Below are 15,822 nucleotides of genomic sequence, written 5' to 3'. Positions count from 1 at the left end.
AATCGGCATTTTATGAGGCTGCGGCCAAGGTAGCCGTCAGAGGAAAGGGACCGACCCGATGAACACGCACAATCCCAACGATTTCCGCTATCGCGTTCGCCGTCCGGAGGACACGCAGATGCGTTACGAACGGGTGCCGTTGGCGGTGAGGACGCTCTCCAGCAACACACTCTTCCAGGGTGAGCACGAGATCGGCATCGAGCATCACGGCGCGCTCTACCGCCTGAAGATCACCCGCCAGGGCAAGCTGATCCTCAACAAGTGACCGCAATCGGCGGGCGATAGACGAACATCGGGCAATACAGGTGAACGATATGGATCAGCGCGTTAAGCCGTCGCCGGAGGAAATCCGGCGGGCAAGGCAGGACAATCCGAAACTGCGGGAGCGCGAACTCTCGGCGCAACTGGGCATTTCGGAAGCGGAACTGGTCGCGGCGCATTGCGGTTTCGACACCGTCCGCGTCGAGCCGCGCGTCAACGATGTGCTGACCGGCCTCGAGGCGGTCGGCGAGGTGATGGCGCTGACGCGCAACGAAAGCGCCGTGCACGAGAAGATCGGCGTCTACGACAAGGTCGTGACCGGCAACCACAACGCGATGGTGCTTGGCGAGAACATCGACCTGCGCATCTTTCCGAAAGTCTGGGCGCATGGCTTCGCGGTCAAGAAGCGCGACGGCGGCGAAATCCGCCGCAGCCTGCAGTTCTTCGACGCAGCGGGCGAGGCGGTGCACAAGGTGCATCTGAAGCCGGCTTCCAACCTCTATGCCTACCAGAAACTGGTGGCGAGCCTCGAATCGTCGAACCAGGAACCGACCGTCGCGATCCTCCCAAGCGCCGCGGAAGGAGAGGGTGATGGGCAGGGCTCGGTCGCGTCGATCGACGATCTGCGCGACCGCTGGAGCAGGCTCACCGACGTGCACCAGTTCTTCGGCATGCTGAAGACGCTGAAGCTCAGCCGTCGCGAGGCGACGCGCATGGTCGGCCAGGACTATGCCTGGCTGCTCGACAATGATGCGGTGAGCGCCATGTTCCACCACGCGGCGGCAGGCGAGATGCCCATCATGTGCTTCGTGGGCAACCGCGGCTGCATCCAGATCCATTCCGGCCCGATCAAGTCGGTCAAGCCGATGGGGCCGTGGATCAACGTGCTCGACGAGACCTTCCACCTGCATCTGAGGACCGACCACATCCACGAGGTCTGGGCGGTGCGGAAGCCCACCAAGGACGGTCATGTCACCTCGCTGGAGGCCTATGACGCCAATGGCGACATGATCATCCAGTTCTTCGGCAAGCGCCATGAAGGCGAAGGCGAGCGGGAAGACTGGCGTTTTCTTGCCGAGAACCTGCCGCGCATTGCCAATCCGACCGCTGCATGAGGTAGCACCCAATGCGCTTTGTTCTGAGTTTCCGCGCGGCGCTTGCGCCGATGCTCGGCGTCCTGCTTGCCGTCGCCATGCAGCCAGCCAAAGCGGAAGAAGGCAAGTCTGTCTTTGCCGATACCTCGCGGATCGCCTCCATAGGCGGCTCGATCACCGAGATCGTCTATGCGCTCGGCGAGGAAGGCCGTCTCGTGGCCCGCGACTCGACCAGCAACTATCCCGAGGCGGCGGCGAAGCTGCCGGATGTCGGCTACATGCGCGCGCTCTCGCCCGAAGGCGTCCTGTCGGTCAATCCGACCGGGATCTTGGCGCTGCAGGGCAGCGGTCCGAAAGAAGCGGTCGACGTGCTGAAGAAGTCGAGCGTGTCTTTCATCGAGGTGCCGGACCGCTACAATCATCAGGGCATCCTCGAGAAGATCCGCATCGTCGGCAAGGCGCTGGGGGTCGAGGCCAAGGCCGAGAAGCTCGCCGTGGAGACGGACGCGAAGCTGACGGCGGCCGAGAGGCAGACGGCGTCGATCAAGCAGCGCAAGCGCGTGCTGTTCGTGCTGTCGACGCAGGGCGGCAAGATCCTTGCCGCGGGCAGCGACACCGCCGCCGACGGCATCATCAAGCTTGCGGGCGCGGTCAACGCGGTCGAGGGTTTTTCCGGCTACAAAAGGATGACCGACGAGGCGATCGTCAGCGCCAAGCCGGATGTGATCCTGACGATGAAGGGCGGCGGACCGCCGATCTCGGAAGAGGAGTTGTTTGCCAACCCGGCCGTCGCTTCGACCCCGGCGGGCAAGAACCGCAAGATGATCAGCATGTGGGGCGGCTATCTGCTCGGCTTCGGGCCGCGCACCGCCGAGGCCATCCATGATCTTGCGGTCGAGCTCTATGGCAACCAGGTCGCGGACTGAGTGGCGATGGCCGAACAGTCTATAGCAGGCGCGCCGGGCCGGGCGATGGCTGCCGATGGCGACCGCTCGGCGCGCGCAAGGTTCGTCATCGCGCTTTTGTGCCTGGCGCTGGCCCTTTCCATATTCCTGTCGCTGACGGCCGGCGCTTCCGACGCATCGGCCGTCCGCGTCATCCGTGACTGGTTCACCGGCGCCGTGCCGGCCGATGGCGCGCTCGCGGCGCGCGACCAGCTGATCGTCTATGACATCCGCATGCCGCGCGTGCTGCTCGGCGTGCTGATCGGCGCCGCGCTCGCCGTCTGCGGCGCGGTGATGCAGGGGCTGTTCCGCAATCCGCTTGCCGATCCCGGCCTGATCGGCGTTTCCGCCGGCTCGAGCCTCGGCGCGGTGGCGATCATCGTGCTCGGCACCACATGGCTGGCGCCCGTCACGCTTGCGCTCGGTACGCTCGCCTTGCCGCTCGCGGCATTCCTCGGCGGGCTCGCGGTGACGTTGCTGCTTTATGCCATCGCCACGCGCCAAGGGCGGACGTCGGTCGCCACGATGCTGCTTGCCGGCATCGCCATCAGCGCGCTGGCCATGGCGCTCACGGGCGTCCTCATCTTCATGGCCGACGACCGGCAGCTGCGCGACCTGACTTTCTGGCAGCTCGGCTCGCTTGCCGGCGCGACATGGCCGAAGATCGGCACCGTGGGGCCGGTGATCGTGCTGGCGCTGACGGCGATGCCGTTCCTGTCGCGCGGCCTCAACGCGCTGGCGCTGGGCGAGGCGACCGCAGGCCATCTCGGCATTCCGGTGCAGCGGCTGAAATACACGGCCATCGTCGGCGTGTCGGCGGCGGTCGGCGCTTCGGTCGCGGTCAGCGGCGGCATCGGCTTCATCGGCGTCGTGGTACCGCATGTGCTGCGGCTGGCGATCGGCCCGGACAACCGCTATCTGCTGCCGGCCTCGGCCCTGCTCGGCGCCTCGCTGCTTCTCATCGCCGACGCGGTCACCCGCACCATCGTCGCGCCGGCCGAACTGCCGATCGGCATCGTCACCGCGGTCGCCGGCGCGCCGTTCTTCCTGTGGATCCTGCTGCGCAAGCGCGGCGTCGTTGATCTGTGAGTTCGCCATGATCGAAGCGCGCGACATTTCGGTGGCGATCGGCGGCAAGCGCATCGTCTCGCATGTCGACTTCACGGCCCGGCCGGGCGAGGTCTCGACCATCGTCGGACCGAACGGATCCGGCAAGACGACTTTGCTCAAGGCATTGACGGGCGAGCTTTCCTATACCGGCACTGTCACGCTCAATGGCCGCGACCTGTCGGCGATGAAGCCGGTGGAGGCGGCCACGCTGCGCGCGGTGCTGCCGCAATCGACGGCGCTGTCCTTCCCGTTCACCGTGCGCGAGATCGTGCGCCTCGGCCTGGTCGGCGGGCGCTCCGGCGCGCTGTCCGGCGAGGATGCGCGTTTGCCCGAACGGGCGCTGGCGCGCGTCGATCTCGATGGCTTCGCGGGGCGATTCTACCAGGAGCTTTCCGGCGGCGAGCAACAGCGCGTGCAGCTTGCCCGCGTGCTTTGCCAGGTGTGGGCGCCGGTGCTCGAAGGACGGCCGCGCTACCTGTTCCTCGACGAACCTGTCTCCAGCCTCGACGTCAAGCACCAGCTCATCATCATGAACATCGCGCGCGATTTCGCCCGGCGTGGCGGCGGTGTGGTGGCGATCCTGCACGACCTCAATCTGACGGCCATGTATGCCGACCGGATTTTTGTGCTCTCTCGCGGCCAATTGGCCGCCGCCGGGGCGCCAACGGATGTGCTGAAGGATGAGCTGATCGAGAAGGTGTTCGACTGTCGGCTGAGGGTCGGGGTCCTGCCAACGGGTAGCGTGCCGTTCGTGTTGCCGCAGTCTGCCGCCTAGGCCGCCGGCGCGCGCTGCTCCAGAAGGTCGATGCCGAGCAGGCTTCGCACATTCGGGCGCGCCGCGATCAGATCGGCGATCGTATAGCGGGAAAGCACGGCGAAGAACGCGTTGAGCGCCTCGCGCAGCGCCGAATTCAGGGCGCAGCTGTCGACCAGCGGGCATTCCGCGGCGTCGTTCTCGAAGCACTCGGCCATGGCGAAGCTCTCTTCGGTGACGCGCACAACATCGAACAGATTGATCTGCTCGGCCGGACGGCCGAGACGCACGCCGCCATTGCGGCCGCGCACGGTTTCGACCAGACCGGCCTCGACCAGCGGCTGCAGGATCTTGAACAGGAACAGCTCCGACACCGAATAGGCGGCGGCGATCTCGGGGATGCGACTCAGCCTGTCGGTATTTGCGGCGCAATACATCAGGATGCGCATCGCATAGTTGGTCTGGCGCGTGAGCCGCATGGTATCCTCGCGAAATATTAGCTTGGGCCGAATATGGCCCATAGTTTGGAACAATTCCAGACTGGACCGGTACATAGCTGAATAATCGTGTCAGCTTTTTGTGCATGCCGGCGCGGATAGCGGCCCGATATGGCTCCTGCGCTTCGAGCGAGCGTTTTGCCGGCGCAGCCACTAGATAGATGCGGGTGCAAACAGGAAACGGCCTTTCCATGTCACAGTCAGCTCCGGTTCTCACGCCGGTTCGATTCGATGCCGATGCGAAGGCGAAACTCTCGGCCTTGCGGCGGACCAAGTTCATCGCCGCCGCGGCGCTCGCGCTCTGCATCCTCGTCTTTGCGCTCGCCAAGTCTTTCGAGGGCAGCTACCCATGGCTCGGTTTCGTCGCGGCTTTCGCCGAGGCGGCGACCATTGGCGGCATCGCCGACTGGTATGCCGTGGTGGCGCTGTTCAGGCGCCCGCTTGGGCTGCCGATCCCGCACACGGCCATCATTCCGGAGAACCAGCACCGCATCGCCGACAATCTCGGCCGCGTCATCGAGGCCAATTTCCTGGCGCCGGAGCCGGTGCGCGAGAAGCTCGCAGAGGTCGACTTCGCCGCCCTGGTTGCCGACTGGTTGGCCGATGCCGAGCGCGCCGCCGGCCTGTCGCGATTCGTCGCGCGCTTGGTGCCGCAGGCCTTGACGGCAGTGGAGCAGTCCGGCTTGCGCGATTTCGTCACCAGCCGCATGCTGGAGCAGATCGAAAAGGTGCCGCTGGCGCCGCTGGCAGCGGATCTTTTGTCGGCGCTGACCGACGACCGCCGCCATCAAAAGCTGTTCGACGAGTTCACCAGGGTCGTCGGGCGCTTCCTCAATGACGAGCAGGCGCTGGCGGCGATGCGCGAAAAGATCCGCGAGGAATTGCCGTCGCTGTTCAACCTGTTTCGTGCCGATGCCTATCTCTTGAAGAAGATCGTCGCTTCGGCCGGCTCGCTGCTCGATGAGGTGAGGGCCGATCCCGACCACCCGATGCGCGCCGAATTCGACCGCTTTGCGCTCGGCTTCATCGAGCGGCTCAGGACCTCGAAGCAATATGCAAGGCGCGCCGAGAAGCTGAAGCGCGATTTTCTCGGCCGCCCGGAGGTGAGGGCTCTGGCCGGCGACGCCTGGACGAGCCTGCGCATGTTCATCGAGCACGACGCCAATGCGCCGAATTCGACGATCCGCGAGCACCTCGCCAACATGTTCGTCGAGGTCGGCAGGCATCTGGCCGACGATGCGCAGATCAGGGCCGACATGAACCAGGGCTTTGTCGTCGCGCTGTCTTCGTTCGTGGAAAGCCAGAAGAGCGGCGTGTCGACATTCATCGCCGACCAGGTCAAGCGCTGGGACCTCGCGCAGCTCACGCGGCTGATCGAGACGAATATCGGCAGGGACCTGCAATATATCCGCTTCAACGGCATGATCATCGGCGGGCTTGCCGGCCTGGCGCTCTATACGGCGGAGCGGCTGTTTCTCGTCAATTGACGCCGGCCCGGCGCGCACTATTCTCCTCAGAGCGTGGCAAACGGGAGGCAGGGCATGGCAAAACAACCGGAATCCGACTCTTTCCTCGATATGTTCAGCAGGTTCGGCCGCGACCTCAAGCTGCCGAATGTCGATGTCCAGGCGATCCTCGATCACCACCGCAAGAACCTCGAAGCCTTGGAAAAATCGGCGAGGGCAAGCGCTGCCAGCGCATCCTCGGTGCTGGCGAGGCAGCATGAGATGGTGCAGAATGCCATGCATGAGATCACACGGATGGCGCAGAACTACCAGACGCCCGGCAATCCGCAGGAACTGATGAGCAAACAGGCGGAATTTGCCCGCAGGTCGTTCGAGACGACGCTGAAGAATGCCAGCGAAGTGGCTGACCTTGTGCGGAAATCCAGCACCGAATCGGTCGAGATCCTGCGCGACCGGATCAGGGATGCGATGGCGGAGATCCGCGCCGGCTACGAAAAGAAATAGACTATCCGGCGGTTTCGGCCCCATCACAGACCGGCAAGCGATGCAACCGGCGCAGGCGCCTGAACGTTTTCGGCTTGCCGTAAAAGCATCAACTCTACCGGCGAAAATTGCGGGGCGGCGAATTGACAGAAGCCGCCGCTTCATGGTCGGGAGACAGGCAAGAATGATGGGAAAGCCGGAATGACGGAAACACGGCCGAGAACGCCGCCGACCTTCGAACAGTTGCGCATGATGTCCGGGCAGGAGCTCGGCGTGTCCGACTGGACGACGGTCGACCAGCAGCGCATCGACCAGTTCGCCGAGTGCACAGGCGACCATCAGTGGATCCATGTCGATCCCGAAAGGGCAAAACGCCAGAGCCCGTTCCGCACCACGATCGCGCATGGCTATCTGACCTTGTCGATCATCGGCGCGCTGGCGCTGGAGATGGGCATCGTGCCGGAAAACACGCAGGCCGCCTTCAACTACGGCTTTGACAAGGTGCGCTTCCTTGCGCCGGTCAAGGCCGGCGCGCGCATCCGGCTGCGCACGACGCTGCTTTCCATGGAGGATCGCGGTCCCGGCCAGTATCTGATGAAGGCCGCCAATACCGTCGAGATCGAAGGCGAGCAGAAGCCGGCGCTGACGGCCGAGACGCTGGTGATGATGTACGAGCGCCGCAAGCGGGCCAGTTAGGTCCGCCGATATTCAGGTGAGGCCGGCCTGCAAATGGTGGCTTCCTGCGCTTCCGGTGCTCACCTACGAATAGTACGCTCCGCTCCGGCCTTCGCCGGCAGAAGCCCTCGTACGTGTCTACGCTCTATGACGGCTACGGCCGGCGAAGGCCGGTTCTCGGAACCCATGATTTTCGACTCGGCCTGACCTGAATCTCGACAGACTTTCGGCGTCGCCCCGCTCAATCTCTGGCGCTAGAGCTTAGAATCCTCGGTTCTCAGTCGCCCTAGAGCCCAGATTGTCACGATAGCGAAGCTCGCGGCAAAACCGGCCAGCGGCCATGCCGTATCGCCATCCAGCAAGAAGATGAACAGCGTGCCGGCTGCCGAAACGATCACGCTCTGCAGGCAGAAATAGAGCGCGACGGCCGTGCCCGCCGTCTCGCCGAACGGCGCCAGCGCGCCATTGGCGGTCACCGAAGCCGTGAAGACGATGCCGATGGCGATGACCCACATCGGTATGACGAAGCTCACGAAGGACGGCTCGGCCAATGACTGGCCCATGGCAAGCAATCCTGCGCCCAGGAGCAGCATCGCCATGCCGCGCCTGACGCTGCCTGCGATGCCCCAGCGCGCGACGAAGCTCTTGGCGAAGCGCGTGGTGAGGATCATCACCAGGGCCGCGCTGGCAAAGGCCAGGCTGAAGCCTAGCAGCGAGAAGCCGGCCTTGCCGATCAGCACCCTGGGCGCCGTCGAAAAGAACACGAAGAACGAGCCCATGGCGGTGGCGAAGGCCAGCGTGTAGGTCCAGAAGACGAAGCTGCGCAGGATCGGCCCGAAACCACCCCGGGCACGGCCATGGGTCAGCGGGCGCGTTTCGCGCCATCGGGGCCACGCGTTGAGCGTGGCGACAACGGCAAGGATGCCGAGCGCGACGAAGATCGCCCGCCAGCCGAAGCTATTGGCGATCAAAGCGCCTGCGATCGGCCCCAGCGCCGGCACGAAGGACAGCAGCGAGCCGAGCATGGCGTAGATGACGGCGCCTTCCGGCCTTTGTGCATAGACGTCGCGGACGGTGGCGAAGACGGCAATGAGCATGGCCGAAGCGCCCAGGGCCTGCACGACACGAAGCGCAAGGAAGACGGGTGCAAGCGACGTGGCGGCGAGCACGAAGGAGGCCGCCATGAACGCCAGCGCGCCGCCGACCAGCACCGGGCGGCGGCCAATCCTGTCAGAGATCGGTCCGAAGGCAAGTTGCCCGAGCCCCAGACAGATCATGTAAAGGCTGAGCGTCAGTTGGATCGCGGCTGGCGACGTCGCGAGCGCGCCCGGCATGATCGGCACGACGGGCAAGTAGATATCCATGGCGAGGGAGGCCAGAACGTCGAAGGGAGACATCAGCAGCAAGGCCGCGGGCATGGACAAGGTCCATGTCGGCTGGTTCGGAGAAGACATGAGGAAAAATCCGCTCAAATGGTGAGATTTGGCGGCGACCTGCCTCAGGCTGGCTCTCTTGACGCAATTCCAGGCGGAAAGGCTACGGCGAGGGTGCCGCGCCCGGCCGCTTCAAACTCGGAATGCTCTGGGAGAAACGGGACAGACTGCCGCAACAACGAAGCGCTGTTGCGGCTTACTTGTCTGCTGACTTGCTGGATCCCATGGCTGTCGGTCCCGGTGACGATGCGCATGCCCGCCAGCATGCCTGTTCGCGGTTCAACTAGCAGTCAAAGACCGCTTGGGCAACCGCTGGTCGAACCTACGCCGCCTTGCGGCGAGAGGCCGTGAGCGCTTTTTCCACGACAGCGAAGATACGTTCGTCGCCGCACTGGGCCACGTTGAAGCGCATGAAGCGGGCGGCGGTATGCGACAGGCTGAAGGCGTTGCCGGGCGCAAGGACAACATTGTCCGAAAGCGCGTGGCGGGCGATATCGGCGGCGTCGATGCCGTCGGGCAGGCGGCACCAGAGGAACATGCCGGCCGGCTGGTCGATCCAGGGCACGATGCCCATCGCCTTCAGCCTGCCGGCGGTCTCGGCCATGGCGCGCGACAGGCGCGTGCGCAACTGCTCGACATGTTTGCGATAGCTGCCGTCCTTCAGCAGGGTCAGCACCAGTTCGGCGGACAGCCGGGCGCCGCCGAATGTGGTGGCGATCTTGAGGTCGGTCAGGCCTTCCATCCAGTCGGCTGGTGCCGCGATGAAGCCGCAGCGCATGGACGCCGACAGCGTCTTGGAGAAGGAGCCGATCTGGATGACGCGCTGCAGCCCGTCGAAGGCCGCTAGCCTCGGGGCAGGGCTGTGCTCGAAGTCGGCGAAGATATCGTCCTCGACGATGGTGAGGTCCGCCTGGTCGGCGAGCTTCAGCAGCCGGTGCGCGGTGACCGGCGACAGGATCGCGCCGGTCGGGTTGTGGATGCCGGAATTGGTGATGTAGAGGCGCGGCCGGTGCTCGGCGAGCGCCTCGGCAAAGAGCTCGATATCCGGCCCTGAAGGCGTGTAAGGGACACCGACCACCTTGGCCTGATGGGCGCGCAGCAGCGCGTGAAAATTGAAATAGCAGGGGTCGTCGACCAGTACCGCGTCGCCGGGCTCGATCAGGAAGCGGCACAAAAGGTCGATGGCCTGAGTGCCGCAATCGGTCAGCATGATCTGGTCGGGCGAGACCTCGACACCGTGCTCGGCCATGCGCCTTGCCAGCAATTGGCGCAGCGGCGGCAGGCCAAGCGGCGTGCCGTAATCGGCCAGCGCCACGTCGTCGGCACGGGCAGCGGTGCGCAGCGCCCGCCGCAAGGCGGCCTGCGGCATCCAGGACGCCGGCAGCCAGCCGCAGCCGGGCTTCAGTATGTCCTCGCCCGCTTCGAGCGATTGCCGCGAGACCCAGAGCGGGTCGACGGCGCGGTCAAGCCGAGGGCCGATTTCGGCCAGCGACAGTGGCGCAAGCTGGCCGGCGGCGTAGAAACCCGAGCCCGGGCGCGAGCGGATCGTGCCTTCCGCCGCGAGCCGCTCATAGGCCTCGACCACGGTTGATTTCGAAACCTGCATGGATTTGGCCATGGCCCGGATCGACGGCAGGCGGGCTCCGGGCGTCAGCGTGCGCGCCGCGATCCGCTGGCGGATTGCCGCCATGACTGTTTCGACGAGGGTGGCGCCACTGGCATTTGGGCCTGATACGTCCATCTGTACTTCCCTGCGGACCATTACAGTTTTGTAGAATTGTACCTTATTGTATCTGGTAACACCATGGCCCGCGCCGGTACGGAAGTGCAAACGGAGCAGATGATGGAAAAGAGTTTTGACGGCTGGCTCAGCGGCTTCATCGGCGTGCTGATCTTCAGCGGCTCGCTGCCGGCGACACGGGTGGCGGTGATGGATTTCGACCCGACCTTCCTGACGGCGGCCAGGGCGGCGATCGCCGGTCTGCTCGGGATTGCGATGCTGCTGCTGTTCCGCGAAAAGCGTCCAGAGCGCAGCGACCTGATCTCGCTCGTCGTCGTTGCGCTGGGTGTCGTGGTCGGCTTCCCGTTGCTGACGGCGCTGGCGCTGAAGCATGTCACCTCGGCGCATTCCATCATCTTCGTCGGCCTGTTGCCGCTGGCGACCGCGATCTTCGGCGTGCTGCGCGGCGGCGACCGTCCGCGCCCGGCTTTCTGGCTGTTCTCGTGTCTGGGGAGCGCTTTGGTCGCCGGCTTTGCCCTGGCGCAAGGCGTGACCGCCTCGCCGGTCGGCGACGGCCTGATGCTCGGCGCCATCATCGTCTGCGGGCTGGGCTACGCCGAAGGGGCCAAGCTATCGCGCAAGCTCGGCGGCTGGCAGGTGATCTGCTGGGCGCTGGCGCTGTCGCTCCCGGTCATGCTGGCGCTGAGCTTTTTGACGCTGCCGCCGTCCTTCGCCGGCATCGCCTCCAGCGCATGGATCGGGCTTGCCTATGTCTCGCTGTTCAGCATGCTGATCGGCTTCATCTTCTGGTATCGCGGCCTGGCGCAAGGCGGCATCGCCGCCGTCGGACAACTGCAATTGCTGCAGCCCTTCTTCGGTCTGGCGCTGGCGGCGAGCCTGCTGCATGAAAAGGTCAGCCCGATGATGGTGGTCGTCACGCTAGGCGTGGTGGCGTGTGTTTTCGGGGCGAAGAAGTTTGCGCGGTAGCAGCGCCTACTGAAACTTCGTCACCACCCCGATCCCGATCCCCTCGAAACCGCCCATAGCCATAAGGGCCGCGGGTGCCTCCTCGAGACTGATCTTCTTGCCCACCAGCAATTCGGGCTTCAGCTTGCCGGTGCGGATCATGTCCATCATCGCGGTATAGCGGTAGGCCTGCATGCCGTGGCTGCCGAGGATTTCGAGCTCGAAGGCGATGACCTTGTCCATCGGCACCTGCGGTCGCGCATGCTCGCCCAGCATCAGCCCGACCTGAACGTGGCGGCCGCGCCGGCGCAGGTTGGCGATCGAGTTGAACGAGGTGGTGGGGTGTCCGAGCGCGTCCATCGACATATGCGCGCCGCCATTGGTGATCTGCTTGACGGCCTTCACCACATTCGGCGTCGTCGAAGCGTTGATCGTCGCCACCGCGCCGATCTTCCTGGCAAACTCCAGCTTCTCGTCGGTGAGGTCGATGGCAATGACATTGGCGCCCATGGCGCTGGCGATCATGATCGCCGACAGGCCGACGCCGCCGCAGCCATGCACCGCCACCCACTCGCCGGGCGTAACCCGGCCCTGGTCGACGATGGCGCGGAAGGAGGTGACGAAGCGGCAGCCGAGGCTGGCGGCGGTGGCGAATTCCATCTCTTCGGGCAGGCGCACGAGATTGGTGTCGGCATGCTCGATGCCGACATATTCGGCGAAGGAGCCCCAGCCGGTGAAGCCAGGCTGTGTCTGGTGCTCGCAGACCTGATGGTTGCCGGAAGTGCATTCGAAGCAGCGGCCGCAGCCGACCGCGAAGGGCACGGTGACGCGGTCGCTGGCCTTCCAGCGGCTGACCTGCTTTCCGGCCGCGACGACGACGCCGGCCAACTCATGTCCAGGAACATGCGGCAACGTGATGCCGTCGTCATGGCCCATCCAGCCATGCCAGTCGCTGCGGCAAAGGCCCGTAGCCTCGACCTTGATGACCACGCCGTCGGCCGCCGGTTTCGGATCGGGAACGGTCTGGATTGTCGGCGCCTCACCGAATTTCTCGAACACGACCGCTTTCATCGGCAAACTCCCACGTTGCGTATTTGAAGTGACGATAGCCGATTCCGCTGCCGGCCGACCGGAAATCGATTCTGCCAGCGCGCGGACTGGCGGACCGATCCTTATTCCGGCGCCCGGCGGAAATCGGCCAGCCGCGTTTCGCCGGGCGTGAGCAGGCGCCCGTCTTCCGCATGCACTTCCAAGCGCCGGATCGGCCTGCCGGTCCGGGTGTCGACCATGAAAGTGTAGGGCTCGCCCGGCCCGGAGAAATAGGTCTCGCCCCACTGGCGCAGCGCTACGAGCACATAGAACAGCCCTCGGCCTTTTTCGGTCAGCACATATTCATGATGCGCGCCGCCGTCCGACGCCGGAACGATTTCGAGGATGCCATGCGCGACCAGATTGCGCAGGCGCGCCGACAGGATGTTCTTTGCCACGCCCAGGCTTTTCTGGAACTCGCCGAAGCGCCGCATGCCGTCGAAAGCGTCGCGCACGATGAGCAGTGACCACCAGTCGCCGATCGCGTCGAGCGGCCGGGCGATAAGGCAGTCGGCGCTTTGATGGCTCGTCCGTTTAACCATGCAATTCGTCCAGATCTCCGATTTGTGGTTGCAAGTTAAAACCTTCTTCTTTATCCGGCAATGGTTTCAAATTGAAACCGAATGGAGCCGGAACGATGAACCTGCAACTGCAAGGCGCCGATCTGCGGCAGGTCGAAGAAAGCAGGGCGGCGAAGGGCAAGGCGGGATTGCCGCGCCTCACCGCGCTGATCTTTGCGGCCGCCTGCGGCTTGAGCGTCGCCAATGTCTATTTCGCGCACCCACTGCTCGACGCCATCGCGCGCGACTTTTCGATCGACCCCGCCTCGGTCGGCATCGTGGTGACGGTGACGCAGATCGGCTACGCACTCGGCCTGTTCTTCATCGTGCCGCTCGGCGATCTTTTCGACCGCCGCAAGCTGGTTGCCAGCCAGGCCGTGCTTTCGGCTCTGGCGCTTGTCCTTGTCGGCCTGTCGCCAAGTGCTGCGGTCCTGCTCGCGAGCCTTGCCGCAGTCGGCTTGCTGGCCGTCGTCGTCCAAGTCCTGGTCGCCTATGCCGCCGACCTCGCGGCACCCGCGGAGCGGGGCAGGGCGGTGGGCACTGTCACCAGTGGGGTCATCCTCGGCATTTTGCTCGCGCGCTTCGTTTCGGGGCTGGTCGCCGATTTCGCCGGCTGGCGCTCGGTCTATCTCGTTTCGGCCGTCCTCACGCTCGCGATGGCGGCGATCCTGTTCCGCGTCCTGCCTCGCCAGGAGGCCGTGCGGCCGCGCACGTCCTACATACGGCTTCTCGGCTCGGTGCTGCGCCTGTTCGTCGAGGAGCCGCTGCTGCGCGTGCGCGCGGTGCTCGCCATGCTGATTTTCGCCAGCTTCAACGCGCTGTGGGCGCCGCTGGTGCTGCCGCTCGCAGCGCCGCCCTTTTCGCTGTCGCATACCGAGATCGGCCTGTTCGGCCTGGTGGGCGTCGCCGGCGCGCTTGGCGCCCGCTGGACCGGAGTGTTGGTCGATCGCGGACAGGGCCAACTGGTCACCGGTCTAAGCCTCGCGCTGATGGCCGCGGCCTGGCTGCCGATCGCCTTCATGGGCACATCGTTGTGGCTGCTGGTGCTGGGCATCGTCATGCTCGATCTCGCCATCCAGTCGGTGCACGTCACCAATCAAAGCCTGATCTTCGCCCGACGGCCGGACGCCCGCAGCCGGCTGGTCGGCGGTTATATGATCTTCTATTCGCTGGGCAGCGCGCTGGGCTCGATCGCCTCGACCATGATCTATGGCGCCTGGGGTTGGACTGGCGTGTGCCTGCTTGGCGCCGGCATCGGCCTGGCGGCGCTGGCGTTCTGGGCCGCGACGGCGCGGGTAGGGTGTTAAGCCGGGCTATTCGGCATCGATCTGGTTCTGCGGCGCAGCCTTCTGGAACGCCGGCAGCGCCATGCAGGCGGCATTGATGCGCGCGATCACCGGGTAGGGCGCCATGTCGACGCCGAAACGGGCGTTGTTGGTGACCTGGGCGGCAAGGCAGATGTCGGCAATGCCGGGCGTGTCGCCGTGGCAGAACGTGCCGGTCTCGGGCGACGAAGCCAGAATCTTCTCAAGCGGCTGGAAACCTTCGTTCACCCAATGCCTGAACCAGTTGACGACATCCTCGTCGCCGGCGCCGAACAAAGTGCGCAGCGAGGTCAGCACGCGCAGATTGTTCACGGGATGGATGTCGCAGGCGATCATCTGCGCCAGCATTCTGACGCGGGCACGCCCCAGCGCATCCTTCGGCAGCAGCGGCGGCTCGGGCTGGATCTCATCGAGATATTCGATGATCGCCAGCGACTGGGTCAGAAGCCCGCCGTTTTCGAGAACCAGCGCCGGCACCAGGCCTTGCGGATTGACCGCGAGATAGGCGGGCTCGAGATGTTCGCCGTGGCGCAGATGATGCGGCACATAGGTGTAATCCAGACCCTTCATCGCCAGAGCGATCCGCACCCGGTAGGAGGTGGAGGAGCGGTGGTAATTGTGGAGGACGAGATCGCTCATCGCCTCGGCTGCCCGATGGTCACCTCGACCGTGCCGATGCCGTCGACGCCGCCGGTGATCCTGTCGCCCGCCTGGACCGCGCCGACGCCGGCCGGCGTGCCGGTGAAGATCAGGTCGCCAGGCTTGAGTTCCACCGCCTCGCTGCAGATCGAGACGATGTCGGCGATCGGCCAGATCAGCTCGGCGAGGTCGCCGTCCTGCTTCACCGCGCCGTTGACGGCAAGCCAGATGCGGCCTTTCTCCGGATGACCTGATTTCGTGGCCGGGACCAGGGCGCCGCAAGGCGCGGATTGGTCGAAGGCCTTCGACCAATCCCACGGACGCGCCGCTTTCTTGGCTTGATCCTGCAGGTCGCGGCGGGTCAGGTCGACGCCGACGCCATAGCCCCAGACATGGGCGAGCGCATCCGCGCGGGGAACCTGAAAGCCTCCCTTGCCGATAGCGACGACCAGCTCGATCTCGTGGTGCAGGTTCGAGGTCAAAGGCGGGTAGGGGATTTCGGCGCCGTTGTCGACAACCGCGTCGGCGGGCTTGGTGAAGAAAAAGGGCGGGTCGCGCTCGTCATTGCCGAGCTCGCGCGCATGCGCCGCGTAATTGCGGCCGACGCAGAAGATACGGCGCACGGCAAACCGCTCCGCCGAGCCTGCGACGGCAACCGAAGCAATCGCCGGCGGCGGAAGGACGAATTCTGGCATGGTTTTTCTCTGTGTTGAGGTGAATCTTGCCCACCTTCCGCCGATTTTGCCGGACGAGCAAGACTCGACGTCCCGGCACATCGGCCTGTCGTTTCAGTGACAATGTGCTCT

Annotated in this window: 17 protein-coding genes; 10 read left to right on the top strand and 7 right to left on the bottom strand. The window is 65.0% G+C overall.

All coding sequences use genetic code 11. The annotated features are described in order from the left end of the window. Positions 1-58 precede the first annotated feature (58 nt). Genes hemP through RFM41_RS16220 form a run of 5 tightly spaced genes read left to right on the top strand, consistent with a single transcriptional unit; the run spans position 59 to position 4,184 of the window. Positions 59-265, top strand: a complete 207-nt coding sequence (hemP, locus tag RFM41_RS16240) for a hemin uptake protein HemP (RefSeq protein ID WP_040981784.1) — start codon at positions 59-61, stop codon at positions 263-265. Positions 266-314: 49 nt separating this feature from the next. Next, positions 315-1,376, top strand: a complete 1,062-nt coding sequence (locus tag RFM41_RS16235; RefSeq protein WP_320248467.1) for a hemin-degrading factor — start codon at positions 315-317, stop codon at positions 1,374-1,376. Between the two features lie 11 nt (positions 1,377-1,387). Then, positions 1,388-2,281 (top strand): heme/hemin ABC transporter substrate-binding protein, encoded by an 894-nt coding sequence (locus tag RFM41_RS16230; protein ID WP_320248468.1) that lies wholly within the window; start codon positions 1,388-1,390, stop codon positions 2,279-2,281. Positions 2,282-2,287: 6 nt separating this feature from the next. Then, a complete protein-coding gene (locus RFM41_RS16225) occupies positions 2,288-3,388 on the top strand; it encodes a FecCD family ABC transporter permease (RefSeq protein WP_320248470.1) in 1,101 nt (366 codons plus the stop codon). A 7-nt stretch (positions 3,389-3,395) separates the two neighbouring features. After that, positions 3,396-4,184: a heme ABC transporter ATP-binding protein gene (locus tag RFM41_RS16220; RefSeq protein ID WP_320248472.1), complete on the top strand. Its 789-nt coding sequence runs from the start codon at positions 3,396-3,398 to the stop codon at positions 4,182-4,184. Here RFM41_RS16220 and rirA read toward each other — a convergent pair. Continuing rightward, entirely contained in the window at positions 4,181-4,642 is a 462-nt protein-coding gene (gene rirA, locus RFM41_RS16215; protein WP_320248473.1) for an iron-responsive transcriptional regulator RirA, read from the bottom strand. The genes RFM41_RS16220 and rirA overlap by 4 nt on opposite strands. Positions 4,643-4,851: 209 nt before the next feature. On the opposite strand from rirA, the gene RFM41_RS16210 reads away from it, so the two are divergent. The 3 genes from RFM41_RS16210 (at position 4,852) to RFM41_RS16200 (ending at position 7,305) form a co-directional block, all read left to right on the top strand. Next, positions 4,852-6,147, top strand: a complete 1,296-nt coding sequence (locus RFM41_RS16210) for a DUF445 domain-containing protein (protein WP_320248475.1) — start codon at positions 4,852-4,854, stop codon at positions 6,145-6,147. 54 nt (positions 6,148-6,201) lie between these two features. Beyond that, entirely contained in the window at positions 6,202-6,630 is a 429-nt protein-coding gene (locus RFM41_RS16205) for a phasin family protein (RefSeq protein WP_320248477.1), read from the top strand. 180 nt (positions 6,631-6,810) lie between these two features. Then, positions 6,811-7,305, top strand: a complete 495-nt coding sequence (locus RFM41_RS16200) for a MaoC family dehydratase (RefSeq protein ID WP_320248478.1) — start codon at positions 6,811-6,813, stop codon at positions 7,303-7,305. Positions 7,306-7,538: 233 nt separating this feature from the next. Here RFM41_RS16200 and cml read toward each other — a convergent pair whose 3' ends face one another. Both cml and RFM41_RS16190 read right to left on the bottom strand, forming a co-directional pair. Then, positions 7,539-8,738 (bottom strand): CmlA/FloR family chloramphenicol efflux MFS transporter, encoded by a 1,200-nt coding sequence (cml, locus tag RFM41_RS16195; protein ID WP_320248480.1) that lies wholly within the window; start codon positions 8,736-8,738, stop codon positions 7,539-7,541. Positions 8,739-9,039: 301 nt separating this feature from the next. Next, entirely contained in the window at positions 9,040-10,458 is a 1,419-nt protein-coding gene (locus RFM41_RS16190) for an aminotransferase-like domain-containing protein (protein WP_320248482.1), read from the bottom strand. Between the two features lie 102 nt (positions 10,459-10,560). On the opposite strand from RFM41_RS16190, the gene RFM41_RS16185 reads away from it, so the two are divergent. Beyond that, entirely contained in the window at positions 10,561-11,424 is an 864-nt protein-coding gene (locus tag RFM41_RS16185) for a DMT family transporter (RefSeq protein WP_320248484.1), read from the top strand. Positions 11,425-11,430: 6 nt separating this feature from the next. Here the strand turns inward: RFM41_RS16185 and RFM41_RS16180 are convergent, their stop codons facing one another. Both RFM41_RS16180 and RFM41_RS16175 read right to left on the bottom strand, forming a co-directional pair. Beyond that, positions 11,431-12,474, bottom strand: a complete 1,044-nt coding sequence (locus RFM41_RS16180; RefSeq protein ID WP_320248485.1) for a zinc-dependent alcohol dehydrogenase family protein — start codon at positions 12,472-12,474, stop codon at positions 11,431-11,433. Positions 12,475-12,575: 101 nt separating this feature from the next. Next, positions 12,576-13,034 (bottom strand): winged helix-turn-helix transcriptional regulator, encoded by a 459-nt coding sequence (locus RFM41_RS16175; protein WP_320248486.1) that lies wholly within the window; start codon positions 13,032-13,034, stop codon positions 12,576-12,578. Positions 13,035-13,129: 95 nt separating this feature from the next. On the opposite strand from RFM41_RS16175, the gene RFM41_RS16170 reads away from it, so the two are divergent. Then, positions 13,130-14,359 carry an MFS transporter gene (locus tag RFM41_RS16170; RefSeq protein ID WP_320248488.1) on the top strand — a complete coding sequence of 410 codons (1,230 nt, stop codon included), beginning with the start codon at positions 13,130-13,132 and terminating at the stop codon, positions 14,357-14,359. Positions 14,360-14,365: 6 nt separating this feature from the next. Here RFM41_RS16170 and maiA read toward each other — a convergent pair whose 3' ends face one another. Both maiA and RFM41_RS16160 read right to left on the bottom strand, forming a co-directional pair. Further along, the gene (maiA, locus tag RFM41_RS16165; protein ID WP_320248489.1) at positions 14,366-15,016 is read right to left on the bottom strand and encodes a maleylacetoacetate isomerase; all 651 of its coding nucleotides are present in this window, start codon (positions 15,014-15,016) and stop codon (positions 14,366-14,368) included. After that, the gene (locus RFM41_RS16160) at positions 15,013-15,711 is read right to left on the bottom strand and encodes a fumarylacetoacetate hydrolase family protein (RefSeq protein WP_320248491.1); all 699 of its coding nucleotides are present in this window, start codon (positions 15,709-15,711) and stop codon (positions 15,013-15,015) included. Before RFM41_RS16160 ends, maiA begins: the two co-directional genes overlap by 4 nt. Between the last annotated feature and the right edge of the window lie 111 nt (positions 15,712-15,822).

This window comes from Mesorhizobium vachelliae, from assembly GCF_033977325.1.
GTDB classification, from domain to species: domain Bacteria; phylum Pseudomonadota; class Alphaproteobacteria; order Rhizobiales; family Rhizobiaceae; genus Mesorhizobium; species Mesorhizobium vachelliae.
This window is presented reverse-complemented; position numbering and strand designations above follow the sequence as displayed.

What these genes read in the sequence shown, in the direction of transcription:
- hemP (WP_040981784.1), top strand. Translation starts at nt 59, where the DNA reads ATGAACACGCACAATCCCAACGATTTCCGCTATCGCGTTCGCCGTCCG.
- RFM41_RS16235 (WP_320248467.1), top strand. Translation starts at nt 315, where the DNA reads ATGGATCAGCGCGTTAAGCCGTCGCCGGAGGAAATCCGGCGGGCAAGG.
- RFM41_RS16230 (WP_320248468.1), top strand. Translation starts at nt 1,388, where the DNA reads ATGCGCTTTGTTCTGAGTTTCCGCGCGGCGCTTGCGCCGATGCTCGGC.
- RFM41_RS16225 (WP_320248470.1), top strand. Translation starts at nt 2,288, where the DNA reads ATGGCCGAACAGTCTATAGCAGGCGCGCCGGGCCGGGCGATGGCTGCC.
- RFM41_RS16220 (WP_320248472.1), top strand. Translation starts at nt 3,396, where the DNA reads ATGATCGAAGCGCGCGACATTTCGGTGGCGATCGGCGGCAAGCGCATC.
- rirA (WP_320248473.1), bottom strand. Translation starts at nt 4,642, where the DNA reads ATGCGGCTCACGCGCCAGACCAACTATGCGATGCGCATCCTGATGTAT.
- RFM41_RS16210 (WP_320248475.1), top strand. Translation starts at nt 4,852, where the DNA reads ATGTCACAGTCAGCTCCGGTTCTCACGCCGGTTCGATTCGATGCCGAT.
- RFM41_RS16205 (WP_320248477.1), top strand. Translation starts at nt 6,202, where the DNA reads ATGGCAAAACAACCGGAATCCGACTCTTTCCTCGATATGTTCAGCAGG.
- RFM41_RS16200 (WP_320248478.1), top strand. Translation starts at nt 6,811, where the DNA reads ATGACGGAAACACGGCCGAGAACGCCGCCGACCTTCGAACAGTTGCGC.
- cml (WP_320248480.1), bottom strand. Translation starts at nt 8,738, where the DNA reads ATGTCTTCTCCGAACCAGCCGACATGGACCTTGTCCATGCCCGCGGCC.
- RFM41_RS16190 (WP_320248482.1), bottom strand. Translation starts at nt 10,458, where the DNA reads ATGGACGTATCAGGCCCAAATGCCAGTGGCGCCACCCTCGTCGAAACA.
- RFM41_RS16185 (WP_320248484.1), top strand. Translation starts at nt 10,561, where the DNA reads ATGGAAAAGAGTTTTGACGGCTGGCTCAGCGGCTTCATCGGCGTGCTG.
- RFM41_RS16180 (WP_320248485.1), bottom strand. Translation starts at nt 12,474, where the DNA reads ATGAAAGCGGTCGTGTTCGAGAAATTCGGTGAGGCGCCGACAATCCAG.
- RFM41_RS16175 (WP_320248486.1), bottom strand. Translation starts at nt 13,034, where the DNA reads ATGGTTAAACGGACGAGCCATCAAAGCGCCGACTGCCTTATCGCCCGG.
- RFM41_RS16170 (WP_320248488.1), top strand. Translation starts at nt 13,130, where the DNA reads ATGAACCTGCAACTGCAAGGCGCCGATCTGCGGCAGGTCGAAGAAAGC.
- maiA (WP_320248489.1), bottom strand. Translation starts at nt 15,016, where the DNA reads ATGAGCGATCTCGTCCTCCACAATTACCACCGCTCCTCCACCTCCTAC.
- RFM41_RS16160 (WP_320248491.1), bottom strand. Translation starts at nt 15,711, where the DNA reads ATGCCAGAATTCGTCCTTCCGCCGCCGGCGATTGCTTCGGTTGCCGTC.